Origin of the sequence: Novosphingobium sp. LASN5T, from assembly GCF_003856955.1 — a bacterium.
In the GTDB taxonomy this organism is placed as follows: Bacteria; Pseudomonadota; Alphaproteobacteria; order Sphingomonadales; family Sphingomonadaceae; genus Novosphingobium.
In genome coordinates this window covers 1-21,144 of sequence record NZ_RQSI01000055.1, presented here as the reverse complement: position 1 = coordinate 21,144, position 21,144 = coordinate 1, and the positions used below count along the sequence as shown (strand labels likewise).

22 protein-coding genes are annotated in these 21,144 nt (G+C 61.3%); 17 read left to right on the top strand and 5 right to left on the bottom strand.

Annotated features, from left to right (window positions below):
- Together EH199_RS24830 and EH199_RS21435 are read left to right on the top strand one after the other, a co-directional pair.
- Nucleotides 1-281: hypothetical protein (locus EH199_RS24830; protein ID WP_223806840.1), on the top strand; the 281-nt coding region annotated here is incomplete at its 5' end.
- A gap of 239 nt (nucleotides 282-520) precedes the next feature.
- Nucleotides 521-889, top strand: a complete 369-nt coding sequence (locus EH199_RS21435; protein ID WP_124811141.1) for a PRC-barrel domain-containing protein — start codon at nucleotides 521-523, stop codon at nucleotides 887-889.
- Nucleotides 890-1,440: 551 nt separating this feature from the next.
- On the opposite strand, the gene EH199_RS21430 is transcribed toward EH199_RS21435, so the two are convergent.
- Nucleotides 1,441-2,187: a glucose 1-dehydrogenase gene (locus tag EH199_RS21430; protein ID WP_124811140.1), complete on the bottom strand. Its 747-nt coding sequence runs from the start codon at nucleotides 2,185-2,187 to the stop codon at nucleotides 1,441-1,443.
- 174 nt (nucleotides 2,188-2,361) lie between these two features.
- Here EH199_RS21430 and EH199_RS21425 point away from each other — a divergent pair, with 174 nt between their 5' ends.
- A complete protein-coding gene (locus EH199_RS21425; RefSeq protein WP_223806839.1) occupies nucleotides 2,362-2,784 on the top strand; it encodes a nuclear transport factor 2 family protein in 423 nt (140 codons plus the stop codon).
- Here the strand turns inward: EH199_RS21425 and EH199_RS21420 are convergent.
- A complete protein-coding gene (locus tag EH199_RS21420) occupies nucleotides 2,781-3,446 on the bottom strand; it encodes a TetR/AcrR family transcriptional regulator (RefSeq protein ID WP_124811146.1) in 666 nt (221 codons plus the stop codon). The genes EH199_RS21425 and EH199_RS21420 overlap by 4 nt on opposite strands.
- A gap of 187 nt (nucleotides 3,447-3,633) precedes the next feature.
- Between EH199_RS21420 and EH199_RS21415 the strand changes: the two genes are divergently transcribed.
- Together EH199_RS21415 and EH199_RS21410 are read left to right on the top strand one after the other, a co-directional pair.
- Nucleotides 3,634-4,752, top strand: coding sequence for an LLM class flavin-dependent oxidoreductase (locus EH199_RS21415; RefSeq protein WP_223806838.1), 1,119 nt, complete (start codon nucleotides 3,634-3,636; stop codon nucleotides 4,750-4,752).
- Between the two features lie 142 nt (nucleotides 4,753-4,894).
- Nucleotides 4,895-7,300, top strand: a complete 2,406-nt coding sequence (locus tag EH199_RS21410) for a TonB-dependent receptor (RefSeq protein ID WP_223806837.1) — start codon at nucleotides 4,895-4,897, stop codon at nucleotides 7,298-7,300.
- 107 nt (nucleotides 7,301-7,407) lie between these two features.
- Here the strand turns inward: EH199_RS21410 and EH199_RS21405 are convergent, their stop codons facing one another.
- On the bottom strand, nucleotides 7,408-7,812 hold the full coding sequence (locus EH199_RS21405) for a VOC family protein (RefSeq protein ID WP_223806836.1): 405 nt from the start codon (nucleotides 7,810-7,812) through the stop codon (nucleotides 7,408-7,410).
- A 126-nt stretch (nucleotides 7,813-7,938) separates the two neighbouring features.
- Here EH199_RS21405 and EH199_RS21400 point away from each other — a divergent pair, with 126 nt between their 5' ends.
- The 4 genes from EH199_RS21400 (at nucleotide 7,939) to EH199_RS21385 (ending at nucleotide 12,680) form a co-directional block, all read left to right on the top strand.
- Complete coding sequence (locus EH199_RS21400; protein ID WP_124811138.1) at nucleotides 7,939-9,093, top strand: LLM class flavin-dependent oxidoreductase; 1,155 nt, start codon at nucleotides 7,939-7,941, stop codon at nucleotides 9,091-9,093.
- Between the two features lie 45 nt (nucleotides 9,094-9,138).
- Entirely contained in the window at nucleotides 9,139-10,239 is a 1,101-nt protein-coding gene (locus EH199_RS21395; RefSeq protein ID WP_124811137.1) for an LLM class flavin-dependent oxidoreductase, read from the top strand.
- Nucleotides 10,240-10,316: 77 nt separating this feature from the next.
- The gene (locus tag EH199_RS21390) at nucleotides 10,317-11,402 is read left to right on the top strand and encodes a zinc-binding dehydrogenase (RefSeq protein ID WP_124811136.1); all 1,086 of its coding nucleotides are present in this window, start codon (nucleotides 10,317-10,319) and stop codon (nucleotides 11,400-11,402) included.
- A gap of 18 nt (nucleotides 11,403-11,420) precedes the next feature.
- Entirely contained in the window at nucleotides 11,421-12,680 is a 1,260-nt protein-coding gene (locus EH199_RS21385; RefSeq protein ID WP_223806835.1) for a cytochrome P450, read from the top strand.
- On the opposite strand, the gene EH199_RS21380 is transcribed toward EH199_RS21385, so the two are convergent.
- Nucleotides 12,681-13,340, bottom strand: a complete 660-nt coding sequence (locus EH199_RS21380) for a carboxymuconolactone decarboxylase family protein (RefSeq protein ID WP_124811135.1) — start codon at nucleotides 13,338-13,340, stop codon at nucleotides 12,681-12,683.
- 98 nt (nucleotides 13,341-13,438) lie between these two features.
- On the opposite strand from EH199_RS21380, the gene EH199_RS21375 reads away from it, so the two are divergent.
- The 8 genes from EH199_RS21375 to EH199_RS21340 all read left to right on the top strand — a co-directional run bounded on the left by EH199_RS21375 (nucleotide 13,439) and on the right by EH199_RS21340 (nucleotide 19,264).
- Nucleotides 13,439-13,954 carry a nuclear transport factor 2 family protein gene (locus EH199_RS21375; protein ID WP_124811134.1) on the top strand — a complete coding sequence of 172 codons (516 nt, stop codon included), beginning with the start codon at nucleotides 13,439-13,441 and terminating at the stop codon, nucleotides 13,952-13,954.
- Between the two features lie 83 nt (nucleotides 13,955-14,037).
- Complete coding sequence (locus tag EH199_RS21370; RefSeq protein ID WP_190287379.1) at nucleotides 14,038-14,499, top strand: nuclear transport factor 2 family protein; 462 nt, start codon at nucleotides 14,038-14,040, stop codon at nucleotides 14,497-14,499.
- Nucleotides 14,500-14,504: 5 nt separating this feature from the next.
- The gene (locus tag EH199_RS21365; protein WP_124811133.1) at nucleotides 14,505-15,341 is read left to right on the top strand and encodes an enoyl-CoA hydratase-related protein; all 837 of its coding nucleotides are present in this window, start codon (nucleotides 14,505-14,507) and stop codon (nucleotides 15,339-15,341) included.
- Between the two features lie 2 nt (nucleotides 15,342-15,343).
- Nucleotides 15,344-16,114 (top strand): enoyl-CoA hydratase-related protein, encoded by a 771-nt coding sequence (locus EH199_RS21360; RefSeq protein WP_124811132.1) that lies wholly within the window; start codon nucleotides 15,344-15,346, stop codon nucleotides 16,112-16,114.
- A gap of 1 nt (nucleotide 16,115) precedes the next feature.
- A complete protein-coding gene (locus EH199_RS21355) occupies nucleotides 16,116-16,646 on the top strand; it encodes a flavin reductase family protein (protein WP_124811131.1) in 531 nt (176 codons plus the stop codon).
- Nucleotides 16,647-16,652: 6 nt separating this feature from the next.
- Nucleotides 16,653-17,432 carry a DUF2889 domain-containing protein gene (locus tag EH199_RS21350; RefSeq protein WP_124811130.1) on the top strand — a complete coding sequence of 260 codons (780 nt, stop codon included), beginning with the start codon at nucleotides 16,653-16,655 and terminating at the stop codon, nucleotides 17,430-17,432.
- A 13-nt stretch (nucleotides 17,433-17,445) separates the two neighbouring features.
- A complete protein-coding gene (gene ribB, locus EH199_RS21345) occupies nucleotides 17,446-18,546 on the top strand; it encodes a 3,4-dihydroxy-2-butanone-4-phosphate synthase (RefSeq protein ID WP_124811129.1) in 1,101 nt (366 codons plus the stop codon).
- 67 nt (nucleotides 18,547-18,613) lie between these two features.
- Entirely contained in the window at nucleotides 18,614-19,264 is a 651-nt protein-coding gene (locus EH199_RS21340; RefSeq protein WP_124811128.1) for a TetR/AcrR family transcriptional regulator, read from the top strand.
- Here EH199_RS21340 and EH199_RS21335 read toward each other — a convergent pair whose 3' ends face one another.
- Nucleotides 19,265-20,890 carry a class I adenylate-forming enzyme family protein gene (locus tag EH199_RS21335; RefSeq protein ID WP_223806834.1) on the bottom strand — a complete coding sequence of 542 codons (1,626 nt, stop codon included), beginning with the start codon at nucleotides 20,888-20,890 and terminating at the stop codon, nucleotides 19,265-19,267.
- Nucleotides 20,891-21,144: the final 254 nt, after the last annotated feature.

Below are 21,144 nucleotides of genomic sequence, written 5' to 3'. Positions count from 1 at the left end.
CCGGCCCATTGCGCATATGCTGCCGCCGGGCGGTATCAGTCCAGGCCATGTGCTTCTCCATTCGTCTCGACAACGACGGTGAATCACATCCTGCTGATATCGCTCAACTACTTTCCGCTCGGGCTCTTATGTTTGCATCGAGCGGCGAAACGAAACGGGATCGCGCCGCGATGCGGGAAAGCGAAACGGGGAACTTAACTTTTGTCCGCACGTATCGATTTCACGTCTTTCCAAAGGAAATGCGATATCGAGGAGATTACCATGCGAAAGCGCGGGGATGAGGTTCATCTGAATACAGAAGAGGTTCGCAGCGGATCGAGCCCTAACATAGTACGATGGGTACTGGGGATCAGTCTTTTTCTGGCGATAATTGCTCTTTCGGCAATATGGATCACCGGTGCGATTTCGGTATGAAAACACGAACTGCAACTGGTCTGACGCAGGCAACGATATGGCGATAGAGAGGGATAAATACCGCACTTGAAGAGTTCAAATATTTGGCTCTTATGGAGAAATTGCCATGGAAAACCAAATTGAACTCGACGAGACCAGCGATATCATTTCCTCGAACAAGGTCGAGGGAACTTCGGTTTACGATAGCGAGGGCAATAACCTCGGGTCGATCTACAACTTCATGGTCAACAAGCGGTCCGGCCAGGTCGAATACGCCGCGTTGCGGTTCGGCGGCTTTCTGGGGATCGGAAGCGACTATTATCCCATCCCCTGGGACATGCTGACCTACGATACCGACAAGGGTGGCTATCAAGTCGATATCTCGAAGGATTTGCTCGAGAACGCTCCGCGTTACGACGAGAACAGCGAACCGGTGTTTGACCAATCCTACGGCCGCGATCTCTACGGATACTACGGCGTGCCCTACTCGTTCTGACCTGCTCCGGCGCGGTATTTCCCAGATACCGCGCCGGGCGTCGGCCGCTGGCCATACGGCAAGAAATGTCGCGTCTTATTGGTGCGGCGGCGCGCCGCCAGGCTGCCTGGCAAAGGCCGGGCTATGCGCGCGGGGCACCCAAGGTCACTACCGGTGACAAGCCCGATGCCACCCACCTCACGATTCGCGCGGAGTTCCATGAAATCGCACACCAGAGCGGCGGCATGAGCCGCTTAAAAGCTCTGACATTGTCGTCGGGGAAATTGCTGCTTTGGAGAATGGAATGGCGGAGACGGAGGGATTCGACTGTATGATTTATCTATTTGATAAGTAGTGAAAAAGCGCTGGATATAGTCGGAGGTGCCCCCAAGGATGTCCCTTCATCCCATCCATTGGCTAATGAATTAGACGTGTTTGGGGCTGCGCAGTCAACGCCTTTTGGAAGGGCAAACTTCCGTCGATCTTTGCACTTCGATCCAAAGCACGCGACCCGCAGGTGTGCGAAATTGCATCCAAATCGCGCTAGGGTTCCGTTGGAACGCTGCGGATCCCTACTGCGCGGTCATCCCTGCATCGATCACATGCTCAGCGCCGGTAATGTAGCTGGATTCGTCGCAGGCCAAGAACAGGACGAGGTTCGAGACTTCTTCGGGCTCGGCGATGCGGCGCAGGGGGATTTGCAGCAGGGCCTCGCCGCCGCCTTCATCGGTGGCCTCGACCATCATCGGGGTCATGATGAAACCTGGGTGGACCGAGTTCACACGGATGTTGTTCGGGCCATACTCAATCGCAGCCGCCTTGGTCATTCCGCGCACGGCGAACTTGCTGGCGACATAGGCGAGGCTGGGAAAGCCGTAGTTGGCGACAAGGCCTGCTATCGATGAGATGTTTACGATCGATCCGCGGTCACCTTTGAGCATCGAGGGGATGACCGCGTGCATGCCAAGGTAAACCGAGTGCTGGTTCACTTCGCAGACCTTGCGATATTCCTCTTCGGTAACATCGGCGGTCTTGGCCATCACGCCGAGTATGCCGGCATTGTTGACCAGAACGTTGATTGGACCGAAGAAATCCTCCGCGGTGGCGACTACGCGCGCCCAGTCGGCCGCATTGGTAACGTCGTGTTCGACGAATTTTGCGTTCGGGCCGAGCTCCTGCGCCAGCGCGCTGCCAGCATCTGAGCGCAGATCGGTGAGAACCACTTTCGCGCCTTCGGCGATAAAGCGCCGGGCGTGCGAGGAGCCCATGCCGCGTGACGCGCCTGTGATGATCGCGGTGCGGCCGTCCAGTTTACCCATTGCACTCTCTCCAGTTTTGTCAGGGGAGTCGCAGATTGATGATCAATGCGCCCTGCCTTGCCGTCAACATCAATGTTGAAACTCTGCACTGCAGTCAACACTAACGTTTACAACAGGGGTGTCAGGGCGGTAGCAGAGCATCAAGACGGCAACTAGCCGATGGGAGACAGGGCGATGGCAGACGAAATGACAAGCGGAGCCGCAGCGCAAAACAAGGCGATTGTTGCGCGCTTTTTCGAGACGTTTTCGAGCGGCAATGTGCCGGCGCTGCTGGACGCGATGGCAGACGGTGGCAGTTGGTGGGTGTCGGGCCGTCTCGAAGGTATGTCGGGGCGCTATGACAAGGCAAGCTTCGGCCCGCTCGTTGAAGGCGCTAAGGCCATCTACAAGTCAGGGAGCCTCATGATCACGCCGGTTTCGATGATTGCCGAGGGCGACCGCGTGGCTGTGGAAGCGACCGGGTTTGCCGAGCTCGCGGATGGTCGGTCCTACACGCCGCAGTACCATTTTCTCGTCACAGTGCGCGATGGCAAGGTCTTCGAGGTGCGCGAGTACATGGATACCCAGCACGCCAAGGACATCTTTTTTGGCAGTTAGGTCTGGGCGGAGCTAAACGGCGCGCTCAGCGCTGCCACGATCTGGCCTAGGGTGTCTTCAACCGCATCCTCGAACCGTTCGCCGTCATCGCTTTCGTCGCGCGTGTGAATCACGAGTATGTTGAGGAACATGAAGCTTGCCGTGACCAGCCGCCGCTGCGCGACAGCTTCCGGTAGATCGGCAAGGCAGGCTCGCAATAAGCCCAGCGTCCTTGCAAGATTTGGTGCGACGCGGTCGCCGAATTGGCCGAACCGGCTGCCCTGGTAGCGCAGCAGATAGGCGCTCAGGAACCCGGCGTAGGAATAGTCGCCAAACTGGTCGATCAGCTCGATCTGTGGGCGGTAGATGATGTCGGCAATGGTCCTGAGGTCGGACAGTCTGCCTGCCGCCTCAGCCGCCTTTAGCATGGCGCCGCGCGTCGCCTCCATCTGGTCCATGCGATAATCGAAGATTGCCTGCACCAGCGATTCGCGCGAGCCGAAATGGTACTGGACCGCGTGATGATTGCGCTGCCCGGCCTGGGCCGCGATTTCCCGCAGTGATGCCCCCTCAATGCCATTTCGCGCGATCAGCAGCTCACCCGCAAGGATAAGTGCCACCTTGGCACCGTGCGATGCTGGAATTCCTGCTTTTGCAAGCGGTTGGGGTGCAATCCGGGCCATCTGCGTCAAGTGGTCTAGCTCCGCTGGAGGGTCAAGCCAGCATATAGCGCATTACGATTTCGATCTCAATCAACGATGGTGTTGATTTTGGTCAACGGATGTGTTGAATGGGGTTGACGAGGGAGCGTGTGAAGCGCATTTAAGCCACATGGCTTAATTCAGGGCCAAAGGGAGAGTTGCAATGACAATGGAAACTGGCCTGATCTTTCATCCCTACATGCGCCCCGGCCGTACGGCCCGGCAGACATTCCAGTGGGGCGTCGACAGCGCGATCCATTGCGACAAGATCGGCTTCACCTCGATGATGATCTCCGAGCATGCCTCGCAGATCTGGGAAAATATTCCCAATCCCGAGCTGATCATGGCTGCGGCGGCGCTTCAGACGGAGACCATCAAGTTCGCGCCCATGGCGCACATTCTGCCGCATCAGCATCCCGCCAAGCTGGCGATGACGGTGGGCTGGCTCTCCCAGATCCTTGAGGGTCGCTATTTCATGGGCATCGGCGCTGGCGCCTATCCGCTGGCCTCCTACATCCACGGCATCAAGAACGCCGAAACCACCTTCCTCAACGAGATGGTGCGCGAATCGCTCTTCATCATGGAGAAGATCTGGAAGCGCGAGCCCTTCTTCTACGAGGGCAAGTTCTGGAGTGCAGGATTCCCTGAAGAGGAGCCCGCCGAAACGGAAGAAGACGAGCAGCATCTTCTGGCCAACTATGCGCCCTACGGCGGCGGGTTCCCTGAGTTTGCCGTGACCGGCTTCAGCGCCAATTCGCCATCGATGAAGCTGGCCGGCGAGCGCAATTTCAAGCCGGTCTCGATCTATTCCGGTCTCGACGCGCTCAAGCGCCACTGGGAAATCTATTCGGAGGCCAACATCAAGGCGGGCTTCACGCCGGACCGCCAGCGCCATGCGGTTTCGCAAACCGTTTTTTGCGCGGAGACGGATGCCGAAGCCAAGCGGCTCGTCATGGAAGGGCCGATTGGTTACTGCTTCAACCGCTATCTCATCCCGATCTGGCGCCGCTTTGGCATGATCGACGGCTTCGCCCGCGACTTCGGCGTGGACGCACTCGACGTCGATCTCGAGTTCCTGACCGACAATGTCTTCGTGGTCGGCTCACCTGACACGATCGTCGAGAAGCTGAGCGCCCTGTTCGAGAAGACGGGCGGCTGGGGCACGCTGCAGGTCGAGGCGCACGATTACTACGACGATCCGTCGGCGTGGTTCACCTCGCTCGAACTCCTCTCAAAGGAAGTCGCGCCGCGGGTGAAGATCCCCGGCCAGACCAGGATTGCAGCATGAGTAACAAGGTACTGATCGAGTGAAGTGAAATAACACCTTCCGCGCATATCCGGCGCGGAAGGTGCGAAGAAATTGCGATGCTTCAAAAAATAAGGGGAGATGGGTAATGGTAGGATCTTGGAAAAGCGCCCGCGTATTCCGCGTGCGGAATGGCGCGCTGCTTTGGGGCAGCGCGAGTGCGTTTGCGGTCGTAGCGGCCACCCTCGCAACCCCGGTTCTGGCGCAGGCAGCGCCGCAGCAGGCAGCTGATGAGGCCGGCACGCAAGAAATCATCGTGACTGCACAGCGGCGCGAGGAGAAGCTGTCCAAGGTTCCCGTCTCCGTCGTGGCCTACAACGCGGAGGCTCTGCAGACCCGCAATATCGCGAGCGAGCAGGACATCAGCACGCTCGTTCCCGGGCTTCAGGTCAAGAATGGCCAGAACTCGAACCAGCTCAGCTACAGCATGCGCGGCCAGTCGCTCGACCCGTTCTCGGGTACCAGCCCGGCCGTGCTGCCCTACCTCAACGAAGCGCCGTATAATCCCGGCAACACCGCGACGGCATTTTTCGATCTCGCCTCGATCCAGGTGCTCAAGGGTCCGCAGGGCACGCTGTTCGGACGTAACGCGACGGGCGGTGCCGTGCTCTATACAACGCCCATGCCTGGCGATGAGTTCGCCGGCTATATCATTGCGCGGGGCGGTTCGCGCGAGTCGGTCCAGGTACAGGCAGCGGTCGATCTGCCGATCGTGAAGGACAAGCTCGCGATCCGCCTCGCCTTCGACGCGACCCGGGGCAATGGCTACATCACCAACATCAACACGGGTAACACGCTCGGCGACAAGAACAGCCGTTCGGGCCGCCTGACGGTCCTCTTTACGCCGACCGATCGGATCAAGAACGTCACGATCGTCCAGCACGACCGCGTGAGGGGCACGGAAGGCGTTGGTGGGATCTTCAATTACTACTCGCGGCTGGCCATTCCGGGTGATCCCTCGTCGCAGTTTATCAGCGACGGCACCAACCACATTCAGAATACCACCGGTGTGCCGCTGTCGAACACGCTCGCAGCGATCTACGGCGCGAATGACGGCCCGGCTGCTCCAGGCTTCTTCCCGGGCGCCGTCGAGGGCTACACCAAGTTCTCACGCGCCAATCCTTACAAGATCTTCCTGCAGTATGATTTGCCGCACCGCGCGAACAACACATTCGTCTCGAACACGACCGAGATCGAGGTGGGCGATCACGCCAAGATCAAGAACATTTTCAGCTACATGAAGGGCAACTCGCGCACCGCCGGCAACCTCGGCGGCGGCCCCTTCGGCTCGCTGTGGCTGTTCAAGCTGGCAGGCATCAACGCCACAGGCGTGCCGGGCGGGCAGACTTTCGAGTCAGAGACCTACAGCGACGAACTGCAGCTGCAAGGCACTGCGGCTGACGGCAAGCTGACCTACACCGCCGGTGCCTTCTATTCGAACCAGAAGCGCTACGAAATCATTCCAATCAATATCGGCGCGGACGTGGTGCCCGGCGGCATTGCCGACATCAGCTATGCGTATCGCAACCGGCAGACCTCAAAGGCAATCTTTGCCCAGCTCAGCTATCAGCTGACGGACAAGCTGACGGCAACACTGGGCGGCCGCTATACTTGGGAGTCGATCGGCATCCGGCAGGCTGAGGGTAACGTCTTCGGTGTCGATCCCAATTCGCCAGCGGCAGACCAGAGCACCAAGCTCTCCGCACCGGCGTGGACTGCAAGCCTGCAGTACCAGATAGATTCCAACAACATGATCTACTTCAATCAGCGCGGCAGCTTCCGCGCCGGAAACCTCAACGGAACGGTGGCGCCGTTCACCGATCCCCTCACCGGCAAGCCAGCGAACCTGTTCAAGAACGAAAAGGTTCACGACTTCGAACTCGGTTACAAGTTCAACGGGCGCATTTCTTCGATGCCGGTGCAGTTCAACATCGCCGCCTACAAGGTCATCGTGAAGGACGCACAACGCGCACTTTATGCGATCGTTGGCGGCGCGCCGGCGGGCTTTACGGTCAACGTCCCCAAGGCCGAGACCCAGGGCGTCGAAGTCGACGGCTTCTTCGGGCTCGCCTCGTGGCTCGATGTCGGTTTCAACCTGGCCTACACCGATGCGAAGTATACGCAGCGCACGGTGCCGATCCCGTTTGTCGGCAGCCTGCAGGTCGACTCCTATCCGGATGCGCCGAAGTGGGCGGGTTCGGTCAATGCGGAAATCAAGTTCCCGGTGCCTGAGAAGATCGGACGGGTTAGCCTGAGGACCGAGTTCTACAAGCAGTCGAGCTTCTTCTTCTCGAACACCAATGGCACGTCCACTCCGGGTACGCAGCTTGATGGCTACTCCACTCTGGCCATGCGTCTGAACTGGAAGGACATCATGGAGAGCCGGGTGTCCGGTGCGTTCTACGTCCGCAACCTGACCAAGAACACCTACTATGTCTCAGGCTACGCGCTTGGCGCATCCAACGGCGTGAATACCGCCTATCCGGGCGAGCCGCGCACGTTCGGTGCGGAGCTCTCGGTCAAGTTCTGATCGGAAGCCGCAAGGCGAGCGGAACAGCTGTCCCTCACAGCCGTTCCGCCGCCACAATCTGACGGAAAAATGCTGCAGCGCATGCTGCAGCATTTTTCTTTTCCGGTTTAGCCGCGCAGTTCCAGGCCGTTTCCGTCGGGATCGGTGAGATAAAGCGACAGGCCCCAGCCCGATGCGCCATAGCGCTTCACCGCTGGTTCGACTGCGACGCCATGGCCTAGCAGATGCTGCCGCACCTGATCGGCATCGAAGTCCGGAACCGTAAGGCACAGATGGTCCATGTTGCGCAAAGAGTTCGGGGGTAGGGGCGCCGAGGCGAGCAGATCGATGATCGCGGTGCCCACCCGCAGATGCGCCAAGCCAATGTCGTCGCGGCGCCAGTCGAGTGTGCAGCCCAAGACGCCGCAGTAGAACGTGATAGAGCGGTCGAGGTCCGCCACCTTCAGGACGACATGATCGATTCCGGAAATGCGCATAAGCGTCTGTTTGGCGATGCCAATGCGGTGAGGCAAGCACCCTCCTGCTCCGTCAACGATCAGGTTGAATTTGTTGCCTTGACGGCCTGATCGCCATTGACAAGGCAAGACCCAAGCCTCTATCAACGCATGTGTTGATAAGAGCGTTTGGGGATTGAGGCGATGAAGTTCCACTTGATGCAGACCGGTGTGGTTGGGCGCCGCCACGAGATCGAAGCCGGCATGGCTGGGCAGCGCCATGACCTGTACCAGCGGTTTCTTGAGGAAGTTCGTGGCTACGTGCGCCTCGCCGACGATCTGGGCTACTACGGCTACTGCCAGCCCGAGCATCACCTGCAGATCGAGGGGTTCGAGGCCAATAATCACCCCGGCATGTTCAGCCTGTTTGTTGGGCAGAATAGCAAGCGTCTGAAGGCCGGAATCATGGGATACACCATGACCACCCACAACCCGGTCCGCGTCGCCGAGGAGATCGCCACACTCGATCATATGCTGCAGGGCCGGATGTATTGCGGGTTCACGCGCGGCTACCATGCCCGCTGGGTCGATAGTTATGCCGCCAAGGAAGGCATCAGCGCGACCACACCCGACAACGTTAAGGCACGCGATCAGCAGGACGCCCGCAACCGCTCGCTGTTCGAGGAAGGTGTGCGGGTGATCAAGAAGGCATGGACCAACGATGTGTTCAGTCACAAGGGCGAGAACTGGGAGTTCCCGCCCAACGGCGGCTCGGCCGGCCACCCTGCCTATGCAAAGTTTGGCAAGGGGCAGGATGCCGACGGCATTGTGCGCGAAATCGGCATTGCTCCGCGCTGCTTCCAGGATCCGCACCCACCGATCTATGGCGGCTTTGCCGCTTCGGGTCGGACGATCGACTTCTGGGCGGAAGAGGGCGGCAAGCTGATCGTGCTCTCCGACAATCTCGACTTCTGCGAGTCGCTCAATAACCGCTACATCGCCTCGGCCGCCAAAGTCGGCCGAGAAGTGACGAACACCCAGGCGTCGGCTTGGGGCGGGTTCCTGATGCTCACCGATGACAAGGACCGCGCGGCCAAGCTCATGGAAGAGCACATGTGGTTCTGGGACGAGTGGTTCATCCCGATGGGCCAGCGTCCGCCCAACGTCCTGATCGGTTCGGCAGATGAGATTGCCGACCGGATCGGCAAGGCACACGACCGGCTCGGCTTCGACGAGTTGTTTCTGATGTTCGGGCAGGGGCACCTTGAGCCCGAGGAAAATCAGGAAGAGCTCGAAAAGTTCATCAGCAAGGTGGCGCCGCGCTTCTCGACAAAGAATGCCGAAGGTGTTTTCGTATAATCTAGATAATTTTCAAACTGATAAGTCTACCTAGGGAGAGCGAAAATGGCGATGCAGTGCGGTATATTCATGACACCATACAACCCCCCCAGCCGCACACCCCGCCAGGTGTTCGACTGGGCGGTGGACATAGCGCGCATCGCTGACGAAGCCGGATTTGCCGACTACATGATTGGCGAGCACTACACTTTGGGCTGGGAAAACATTCCCATGCCGGAAGCGATCATCGCGGCCTGTGCGCACACAACCAAGCAGATCCGCTTCGCGCCGATGGCGCACTTGCTGCCTTATCACGACCCGGCAACGCTCGCGATCCGCATCGGTTGGCTGAGCCAGGTGATGGAGGGCCGCTACTTCCTTGGGGTGGCACCGGGCGGGCACCACACGGACGCTATCTTGCATGGCTTCGACAGCATTGCGCCGCTGCCCCCGATGCAGCTTGAGGCACTCGCACTCATGGAGCGTGTGTGGGAGGGCAAACCGTTCCTTGAGAAGGGCAAGTACTTCCAGGCTGGCTTCCCCGGCCCGGACACGATGCCGGAATACAATGTCGAGATCGCCAATAACGGGCCCTACGGCGGGCGCGCGGCGCTCGAGCTGGCGGTGACGGGCCTGTCGCAAAAGTCCTCCTCGATGAAGTTCGCTGGCGAACGTGACTACTCGCCCATCTCGTTCTTCGGTGGCACGCCCCAAATGCGCGCGCACTGGGATACCTGGTCCGACGCGATGATCTCGAAAGGCCATACGCCTGACCGCAAGCGCTACCGGGTCTGCCGGGACATCTTCATCGCGGACACCGATGCCGAAGCCAAACGTCTGGTTCGCAAGACCGGGCTCATGCAAACCTGGCACAAGTATCTGAAGGAAATCTACGTCAAGTTCGGGCTGTTTGACGGGATTATTCATGACAGCGGGATCGACATCACGCCCGACGCGATCGACGAGGACTTTCTGGTCGAGCATGTGATCCTGTGCGGATCACCCGAGACCGTGATTGAGAAACTTGAGAAGCTGGCTGACGCGGTTGGAGGCTGGGGGCAGATCGTCGCCAACCAGCATGACAGCATCGATGATCCCAAGCCCTGGGAAGAATCGCTGCGTCGTCTTGCGACCGAGGTGTGCCCGAAGGTCCGCATGCCCAATTGAAACAATACGGGACGGCTGCTGACGGTGCCGAACAGTGCGCCGCAGCGGTCTAACCGGCTCGCTGAGAGGATCGAGACATGACCAAGGCAAGAGCGTGCGTGCTGGTCGAACCCAATCGGGTCGAGACCTGGGACGTTCAGGTGTTCGATCCGGAACCGGGCGGCGCGCTGGTGCGCATCGTTGCAGGCGGCGTGTGCGGAAGCGACGTGCACATCATGTCGGGCGAGGCCGGGGTCATGCCGTTCCCGATCATTCTGGGCCACGAAGGCGTCGGCCGGATCGAGAAGCTCGGCGCAGGCGTTTCGACCGACTATGCGGGTGTCGCCGTCAAGCCCGGCGATCTGATCTACTGGGCGCCCATTGCGCTGTGCCACCGCTGCCACAGCTGTACGGTGCTCGACGAAACGCCTTGCGACAATTCTACCTTTTTCGAGCACGCCGAGAAGCCCAACTGGGGAAGCTATGCGGATTTCGCCTGGCTTCCCAACGGCCTTGCCTTTTTCCGACTGCCCGACGGTGCTTCGGTCGAGGCGGTGATTGCGCTCGGATGTGCGCTACCCACGGCTCTGCGCGGCTTCGACCGCTGCGGTCCAGTCCGAATGGGTGATACCGTGGTGGTGCAGGGCGCAGGCCCTGTCGGCCTCTCGGCCATTCTCCTCGCCAAGCTTTCAGGCGCGCGGGAAGTCATCGCGGTGGATATGCACGAGAACCGGCTGGCGATTGCGCGCTCGCTCGGCGCGACGGCAACCGTGTCGCTCAAGGACAGCCCCGAGGAGCGCCGCCGGCAGATCTACGACCGGGTTGCGCCGAACGGGCCGGACATCGTGGTCGAGGCGGCAGGCGCGCTGCAGGCATTCCCGGAAGGTGTGGACATAGCCGGTAACCACGGCCGCTACATCATCCTGGGTCTGTGGGGCGCGATCGGTACGCAGCCGATTTCCCCCCGCGATCTGACGATCAAGAACCTCACGATTGCCGGCGCGACCTTCGCCAAGCCCAAGCACTTCCATCAGGCCTTGCACCTCGCGGCACGGCTCAATGGGGAATACCCGCTGGCGGAGATCGTCACGCACCGGTTCGGCGTTGCTCAGGCGCTCGAGGCTCTCGATGCTACCGCCGCCGGTTCGGTGATCAAGGCCATCATCGATCCCGAGATCAACTAAGGCAAAGAAGGACGATCCATGACGCAAGCTGCTGTCGCCGATAGCCGAGTTCGCGCCGCGCGCCCGGCCCATGTTCCCGAGGCACTTGTCCGCGATATCGACATGTATGCGATCGATGGGATCGAGAACGGATTTCATGAAGCCTGGAAGGCCATTCAGACCCCGGATACACCGGAACTGGCATGGACTCCCCTGACCGGCGGGCACTGGGTTGCGACGCGCGGCGAGGTCATCAAGGAAATCTACAGCGATCCATCGCGCTTCTCGAGCCAGATCATCTTCCTGCCCAAGGAAGCTGGCGAGAAGTACGGGATGGTGCCGACGCGGATGGATCCGCCCGAACACACCCCCTACCGCAAGCTGCTCGATACCGGGCTCAATCCAGCGCAAATCCGCAAGATGGAAGATCAGGTCCGCCAGGCTGCGGCTGATCTGATTGAGCCGATGGTGGCCAGGGGCCAATGCGACTTTGCGGCAGAATATGCCAACGTGTTCCCGGTCAAGGTCTTCATGGCCATGGCGGATTTGCCGATGTCGGATGTCCCGAAGCTGGCGGTCTTTGCCCAGGACATGACCCGTCCTGCGGGGAACTCTCCCGAAGAGATGGCGGCGACGCTTGATGCCGCCAACAAGGGGTTCGATGCCTATGTCGATCCGATTATTCGCGAGCGGCGCGGCAAGGATGGCACTGATCTCATCTCGGTCATGGTCAATGGCACGATCAACGGCGAACCGATGCCGCATGACAAGGCGGTCGGGCTGATCTCGCTGCTCCTGCTGGGCGGGCTTGATACGGTCGTGAACTTCCTCAGCTTTGCGATGATCTACCTCGCCCGGCATCCGGAGAAGGTGGCGGAGATCCGGGATGACGAACTGAAACTGCGCCGCGGTGTCGAGGAACTGTTCCGGCGCTTCCCGGTGGTGTCCGATGCGCGGATGGTTGCTGTGGACCTGACCTATCGCGGCATTGAACTCAGGCGGGGGGATATGATCCTGCTCCCGACTGCGCTCCACGGCCTCGATCCGGACGAGAACGAAGATCCCTGGAACCTCGATTGGGACCGCAAGGCGCCCCAGCACAGCACGTTTGCAGCCGGCCCGCATCGTTGCGCCGGACTGCACCTGGCGCGGCTGGAAGCGACCGTGACGCTGCAAGAGTGGATCCGCCGCATTCCCGAGTTCAGCCTCGCGCCGGGTGCGAACCCCGTCTACCATTCGGGTATCGTGGCGGCAGTCGAGAACGTTCCGCTCGTCTGGGATCCCGGCAAGGCAGCCTGATCAATCCGTGCCGCGGTGCTCCGGCGCCGCGGCCGCGATGTCCATTGCCTGCATAATGGCGCGCCGACCGATGCCCAGTGCGATCGCGTTCTTGAGGTGGACGCGAAAACCCGGACGGAACCGATGGCTCGGCGCTGCATCGCAAGCCAGAGCTGCCAGTTCCTTGACCCTGGCCCGGACGGTGCCGCTGCGCCAAGGGATGGCGCAATACTCGAAGAAGCCGGTGAAGATATCGGGTGAAAGCCGAAGCATTGCTTCGAGGAAACCGGGAAGTTCGGCAGAAAATCCGTTCCAGAAGGGATCGGCGCCAACATGGCGGTCCCACAGCGCCTGGCGTTCTGCGTCAAGCGGCGCAGCGGCATCGATCAAGCCCCGCGCACTGGCAGCTTCAAGCACAGCAGTCGCTGTAACCATAAGGGTGTGAACGCCGAGGCCTGAGGCGAGGGCGAGAATTTCCTGAATTTGCCCGATGGACCCGCCGGCATCGAAGCACTCGGCGATGGCCGATGCGGTGGCAGCGCGATCGAGGGCGGTCACCGAGGCAGCGACGGCGAGCGTGACGAGCGCACAGCCGAGCGCATCGAGAGGTTCGCCCTCTGCGAGTCCGGCGGTCAGAACTTCTGCTTCTTCGCGCAGAGCGGCGATGGAAATATCCGTCATGCAGCGACTGTGCCGCTCCGTTCCAAAACTGTCAACTTATGTGTTGACTGGCCATTCAGGCTTGCCCATATCGGTTGGGACAGTTGGGGAGTCGGATCGTGCCGTCGCTGGAAGAGCGCATCAGGATACTGGAGGACAGGGCGGCGATTCAGGATCTCGTCGCGGTCTACTTCCGTGCCGCCGATGATGACGACTATGTGCAGTTGGCGCAGTGCTTCACGCGCGGCGCGCGGTTTGAGGCCTCGGGTTTTGAAGAGGCTGATGGCCGCGACGGGATCGTTTCGGTCCTTGCGGCAGCACGCTCTGGCATGGGCCAGACGGTGCACACGCCCCACTATGTTCACATCCGGTTCGATGGTTCCGATGCAGCCGACGGCCTTGTCTGCGCGCATCTCGAACTCGGCCTTGGCGATGCAACCTATTTTGGCGCGGTGCGCTACGTCGACCGTTACGAACGCGAAGAGGGCGCTTGGCGCATTGCGGTTCGGGCCATGAAGGTCGTCCACATGGCTCCCTGGTCCGGCGTGGAGGCCTCGCTCACGAGCCCGCTCAATGTGCGTTGGCCGGGCGGAGAACCGCTGCCTTCGGATTTTCCACGACGACGGGACGGCTGAAGGCAAGCTGGGGACGCGTCCGCCCTGTGCGGTGGACGTAAGGCCTCAGGAAACTGATTGAACGAAACAAGAGGAGAGATGTCGTGGGTGAAGCAAGCGCGCTGGAGCGGCTGGTCGAGGAACGTGCGATCGAGCGGATCGTGTTCGACTACGCATACTATCTAGACATGAACATGCCCGAGAAGATGATCGAGCTGTTCGTTGAGGACTGCGAAGTCAGCTACGCCCCCAATTTCGGCGCGACCGGGATCGAGGCTTACGCCAAGACGCTTGATGGTATCGGCACATTCTTTCGCGCAACCTCGCACCACGTTTCGAACATCGTGATCGATTGGGTCAGCGACACCGAGGTGACCCTGCGCGCGGCGGTCCTGGCGATCCATCGCTATACCAAGGAGCGCCCTGACGGCGTGCTCTACGGCCAGTACCATGACGTCATCGTCAAGCGCGACGGCAAGTGGAAGTTCAAGACGCGCATCCTCAAGACCGTGATGGCGACGGACTACCACGTGCGGGCTGCAAACCCCATCGGGCGCGTCGAGTAACTACGATGACCGGCGACTATGCCACGATCCGGATCGAGCATGAGGAAGCGCTCAGCTGGATCGTGCTGGATCGCCCGGAGGCAGCCAATGCTCTCTCGCCGCAATTGCTCGACGAGTTTGCGCACGCGCTCGAGCGCCTGAAGCACGAGGGCGGCCCAGTCATTGCCATCCGCGGCGAAGGCAAAGGCTTCTGCGCGGGAATGGACCTTGGCAGCTATGGCGCGGGAGATAGCGGCCCGGCGGACCCCATGGCCGATCACGCACGCCTGCGCGCCAATGTCGACCGGTGGCTGCTGATGTGGGACCATCCCAAGCCGGTCATCGCGGCGGTCCACGGCTTCTGCCTCGCCGCAGCGGCGCAGATGTGCGTGTTCACCGATATCACCATCGTTGCTGACGATGTGCGCATCGGCGAACCGACCATTCCCATCGGCGGCGGTTTTATCGCGCCGACATGGGTCAGTCTGGTCGGCCCCAAGCGCGCCAAGGAATTCGCGTTCGTACCGGGTAACTGGATTGACGGGCCAACGGCAGTGACCTGGGGCTGGGCCAACCACTGCGTGCCAGCTGCTGACCTGATCCCGGCTGTGCGTTCCCTCGCCCAGCGCATCGCGATGACACCGCCGGATGTGCTGCGGCTCAAGAAGCTCTCGATCAACCGCGCGACCGAGGCCGCCGGCTTCCGTCAGGCGCTTTCCGGCATCGCCGAGATCGACGCCTTGCTGCACCTCGCGCCCGCTGTGCTCGAAATCCGCCAGCGCATGAAGGAACAGGGCCTCAAGCCTGTCATCCAGCAATTCAAAACCCAGCCGACGAGCCCGCTCGCCGCGCCGAAGGAGTAATCATGGCAGACGTCGAATTCACGATCGAAGGACATGTCGCGCATGTCCGTCTGAACCGCCCGCAGGGGCTCAATGCGATCACGCAGGAGATGGACGATCTGCTGCTGGAGGCCTGGAACACGATCAACGCCGATCCGGACATCTGGTGCGCGGTCCTTTCGGCCGAAGGCGAGAAGGGGTTCTGCATCGGGGCCGACGTTTCAGGCGGGGCGGAGCGCAAGACGCGCATGGCGCTTGCAGGCGGATTGACCGGGATCGGTGGGCCGCTGGTGACGCTCAAGAAGCCACTGATTGCAGCAGTGCAGGGGTTCTGCGTTGGTGGCGGTTTCGAGCTCGCGATGTGCGCGGACATCATTGTCGCCGCCGAGACCGCTCAGTTCGGCCTACCCGAGACCAAGGTAGGCATCATTGGCGAATGCGGGGTCGTGCATCGCGCCATGCGGCAACTGCCGCACCACATCGCGATGGCGATGATCCTGACTGGCGAGCGGATCAAAGCCGATGTGGCCGAGCGCTATGGCCTTGTGAACGAAGTCGTCCCCTTTGCCGAGCTTGCCGCGACCGCACAGAAGTGGGCGGACAAGATCAACGCGGCATCGCCGCTTGCCAATCAGGCAGCGAAAGCCGCCGCGCTGGGCCGTCTCGGCTATCCGCTCGAAGTCGCGCTCATGACGCGCTTCGAGGAGATCGAGCAATACGCCGAAAGCAACGACAAGCGCGAGGGCGAACTGGCAGGCGCAGAGCGCCGCAAGCCGGTGTGGACCGGGCGCTGACATGACCGGGCAAGGCACGACAGAGGCGGGCGAAACCGATATCCGGGTCGAGATCGATCCGGGCCACTTCCGCTCCGTACTTGGCAATTATCCGACCGGGGTCTGCGTGATCACCGGCGTGAACCACGATGGTGAGGCAACAGGGCTGGTGGTCGGCAGCTTTACCTCTGTCTCGCTTGACCCGCCGCTGGTCGCGTTCTTCCCTGACCGCAGCTCGAGCAGCTGGCCGCTGGTGCGGGCCGGGGGCTACTTCTGCGTCAACGTGCTGGCGGATGACCAGATCGAGCTGTGCCGCCGGTTCGCCTCGCGCGGGGGCGACAAGTTCGAAGGGACGTCGCACAGGCTGTCGCAGCGCGGACTGCCGCTTCTGGATGGTGTCGTCGCGCATATCGAATGCGCCATCGCCAACGAGATCGATGCCGGTGACCACACCATCGTGCTGGGCCGGGTCGAGTCTCTCGCAGTCGAGCGGGCTGCGGGGCCGCTTCTGTTTTTCAAGGGTGCGTACGGTCGTTTCGCCGCCGTAAGCTGACGGCGCATGTCTGCCAACCTCATCCACTATCCGCCCAATCCCGATTACGGGACTGGGGTCTACAGACGCCGGATCACCTTTTTGCGCCGCACGGATGGGATCGATGTGGCGCTGCTCGACGATTACCATGACATGCGGGTTGCTCTGACTGTCGAGGATGGCGTCATATCTGATGTCGTTGCCCACATGGACCGGTTTCCCAAGACAAGCTGTCCCGGCGCGGTAGTGGCCCTGCGCGAGTTGATCGGTCGCTCGGCCTCCGTCAGTGCGATGGCTCTTTCTTCTGAGGAACGTGGCGGGCAATGCACGCATCTTGTCGAGCTCGCACGGCTCGGCCTGGCCTGGCTGGTACGGGGTGAGCGCAGCGAGACGGTCGAGATTGCGCTGACGGACCGGGATGCTGACGGCGTTCAGCATCTGGCTCTCGATCTGGACGGGGCACCGGCGCTGGTGTGGGTGCTGGAACAGGAATCCATCGTGGAACCGGCCGGATATCACGGGCAAGGCCTGTTCGGCGGGTTCACCCGCTGGGCTGAAGCAACCTTGCCGCCCGGTGAGGCTGACCTGTGGCGCATGGCCCAGATGGCGGTCTTTGTGGCCCGCGGCCGAGCCTATATTGTTGATGGATCGAGCCCGCGCCGGGTGGCCGAGGAACCTTCGCGGCGCGGGGCTTGCTACAGCTTCAGTGGCGCCGCATTCGCTACCGCATACGACAACACAGGCTATGTTCGCGATATGAGCGGTGGGCTTCCCCCGCTACGCGGCGTGCCTGAAGCCGCATCATAAGCAGGAGCCTGACGTGACGACGATTGCCACGACCGACGAGATCATCGACGAGGCACGCAACGGCCGGCCCTTCATTCTGGTCGATGCCGATGACCGCGAAAACGAAGGGGACATCATTGTTCCCGCGCAGTTTGCGACGCCCGAGCGGATCAACCAGATGGCGATCCATGCGCGTGGCCTGATCTGCCTTGCGATCACTGCCCAGCGCGCACGCGAGCTCGAACTTTCCCCAATGTCGAGCGACAACCGCTCTGGCCATGGAACAGCGTTCACCGTTTCGATCGAGGCGCGCGAAGGCGTGACGACCGGGATATCCGCATTCGACCGCGCCCGAACGATTTCAGTCGCCATCAACGCGCATTGCGGACCGCGCGACCTTGTGTCGCCAGGCCATGTCTTTCCGCTGGTAGCTCGTGATGGCGGTGTTCTGGTACGTGCTGGGCACACCGAAGCGGCGGTCGATATTTCCCGCCTCGCCGGGCTGATCCCGGCCGGCGTGATCTGCGAGGTCATGAACGCCGACGGGACCATGGCGCGCCTTCCCGATCTCATTCCGTTTGCAGAGGAACACGGGATGAAGATCGGCACGATCGCAGATCTGATCGCGTGGCGCCGGCGCACGGAGACCCTTGTCGAATGCGTCGCCAGTGGTCCTTTTGACAGCCACTATGGAGATAGTTTCACGATCCACGTGTACCGCGATCTGGTTGACAACGGAGAGCACGTCGCGCTGGTACGCGGCGATATTCGGCCGGACCGTGACACGCTGGTCCGGGTTCACCAGTTTGACCTCACGGCAGACCTGCTCGGCTATCGTAATGCGCATCCGGACTATGTCCCGGCTGCACTGCGCCAGATGGCAGCGCATGATGGTCCTGCCGTAGCCGTGTTCGTGCAGGATCCGGATCGTGCGTCGATCTCGCGCCGTGTCCTGGGCGGCCGCAGTGAGTATGCCCGCCTTTCCAGCGAGCGGGACTACGGGATCGGCGCGCAGATCCTGAAGGATCTAGGGGTCGGGCGGATGGCCCTGCTTACCTCGAGCACCCGCAAGATGGCGGCACTGGAAGGATTTGGCCTTGAGATCATCGACCGCAGAGCCATCGTCAGTGCCTGACTTGGCGCCCGGTGCAGTCATGAAACCGGCCTTGTCATCAAGGCTTGAGGTGGATAGGCCTCGCCCCATGGCAATAGCGAGCAATATCTCGAAGCGGCGGCAGTCTGCGCTGGAAGAAGGCAGCGCAGATTATCTGGCCAAGCGCGCCGAACTGGTCGAAATCGCCGGTCGTCAATTCAAGACACACGGCTTCAAGGCGACCACCCTCGCCGAGATCGGCCACAAGGCAGGTCTCGATCGTGCCACGGTTTATTACTACTTCGGCAGCAAGGAAGAGCTCTTCCGCGAGTGCCTGCGCGTCGGCGTGGAGGCCAACATTGCGGCGTGTGAAGCCATTTTCGATGACGAGAAGCTGGAAACTCGCGACAAGCTGCGGGCGGTCATTACCCAACTGATGTCTGCCTATGACCAGTACTATCCACACATGTACGTCTACATTCAGGAAGAGATGAGCCGGGTTACGAGCGAGAAAAGCGCCTGGGCGCAACGGATCGTGGCAAAGACCCGGACATTCGAGCGGATCGTGCTGAGCCTGATCAGCGACTTGATCCGCACCGGGCAGATGCGGGATGATATTGCGGTTTCAGTGGCAGCGAATGCAGTGTTCGGCATGCTGAACTGGACGCATCGCTGGTATCAGCCGGGCGGAACGCATTCCGCGGCGGAAGTTTCCAATGCCTTCTGCGAGATATTCTTCAGCGGGATGGAGAAGCGCTGATCAAAGCCGGGCGCGCAGTGCCCGCTTGTCGACCTTGGTGGCCGACATCGGCCATTCGCCGTCGTTCATGAAGAACACCGCGCGCGGCACCTTGTAGCTGGCGATCCGGCCTTGGCAAAAGCCGATGAGCTCCTCCTCGGTTGCTGACTGGCCAGGCCTCAATTCGATGAACGCCACGGGCACCTCATCAAGGCGCGGATCGGGGCGCCCGACCACTTCGGCGAGCTTGACCGCCGGATGGCTGCACAGATAGGCCTCGACCTCGATCGCTGCGACGTTCTCCCCGCCGACTTTGAGCATGTCCTTGGCGCGGCCGTGGAAGGTCAGCTGGCCATCTGCAGCGCGTGCGTAGAGATCGCCAGTATGAAGCCAGCCTTCGCTGTCGAGCGCCTCGGCAGTCTTCTCGGGCGAGCGGTAGTAGCCCTCCATCACGCAGTAACCGCGGACAAGGATTTCACCGACGACGTCGGGCGCCGCTTCTTCGCCGCTTTCGAGTTCGATGATCTTGACCGAAATACCGGGCACCGGCTTGCCTTGGGTCACGGCACGCTGCTCGGGGGTCTCATCGGGGGCGCAGAGTGCGAAGATCCCGGCGGTTTCGGTCATGCCGCACGCCTGCATGAACTCGGCCTCAGGGAAGGTGTGCTGGACGCGGTTTACCAGCGCGGGCGGTGCGATCAGCAGGACCTTGCGCAAGGCGGCAAGGCGCGCCGGATCGAACGCAGGATGATCCAGCAAGGGCTGCAGGATGGCCGGGAACCATGGCCATGCCACGCTGACCTGCTCCTGCTCCATCAGCTCGAGCGCCGTGCCGGCATCGAAGACGACGTCGGTGACATAAGTCCCGCCGGTGCCGATCACCCCGATGAAGGGAGCGAGTGACCCGATATGAAAGAGTGGCCCACCGCCCCACGTTACATCGTGTTCGCGGGCGCGGAACCGGCTGCTGGCGCGTTCGACCGGACCGCGCGTCACGGCTTCGTGGCTGAGCAGGCAGCCTTTGGGATTTGCAGTGGTGCCTGAGGTATAGATGATCAGCGCGGTGTCGCGCAGCCGGGTCGCACGTCGGGCGGCATCGACAGCACTGACAGGAGCTGACTGAGCGGCCTGTGCGAGGCCTGCGCGAGAAAGGAAGCCAGCGGGCGCATCGCCTTCGAGCACGACGATACCGCGAAGCAGCGGAGCTTCAGCCAGGGTGAGAGAGGCGCCGGGAGCACTGCTACCCAGCGAGGGTAGCGCTTCTGCAAGCACAGCGCGGAAATCAACGAAACGGGTGTCCGCTGCTGTTGTGAGGATCAGCGCAAGATCGGCATTCTCGATGATGAAGCCGAGTTCGCGGCTTTTGTGGCGGGCGTTGAGGGGGACGGCCACACAATTGGCCAGCGCAGCGCCGAACACCGCCGTAACCAGTTCGCGGCTGTTGTTCGCAAGAATGCCGATATGCGCGCGCTGGCCGAGACCCAGTCCGATGATACCGCGCGCAATCTCGATGGAGGCGTCGCGCAGTTCGGCATAGGTGAGGGTGAGGCCGGGCATGACGAGTGCCCTGCGGTCGGGATACTGCGCCGCACTGCGGATGAGCAGGTCCGCCAGCGGCGAAACCTCGGACCACTCGCTGAATATCAAGGCGAAACTCCCCCGCGTGATAGCTTGTTAGAGCCATGAATGAAGCCCGCCAGTGGGCCTGTCAACGGTAATGTTGATAGGCGTTAGGCCAGCTCAAAGCCTTCGTAGTCGTGGTACGCCACCTGCTTGTTGATTTCCGCTGAGAGTTGACCCGGGATTTCCATCGAGAAGTGACCCGGGTGGGTAATATGTCCCGCGATACGGGCGGTGGGTCAAGCGGGTGATTTTTCCTTTCTGGATTTGGGTGCTGCCGA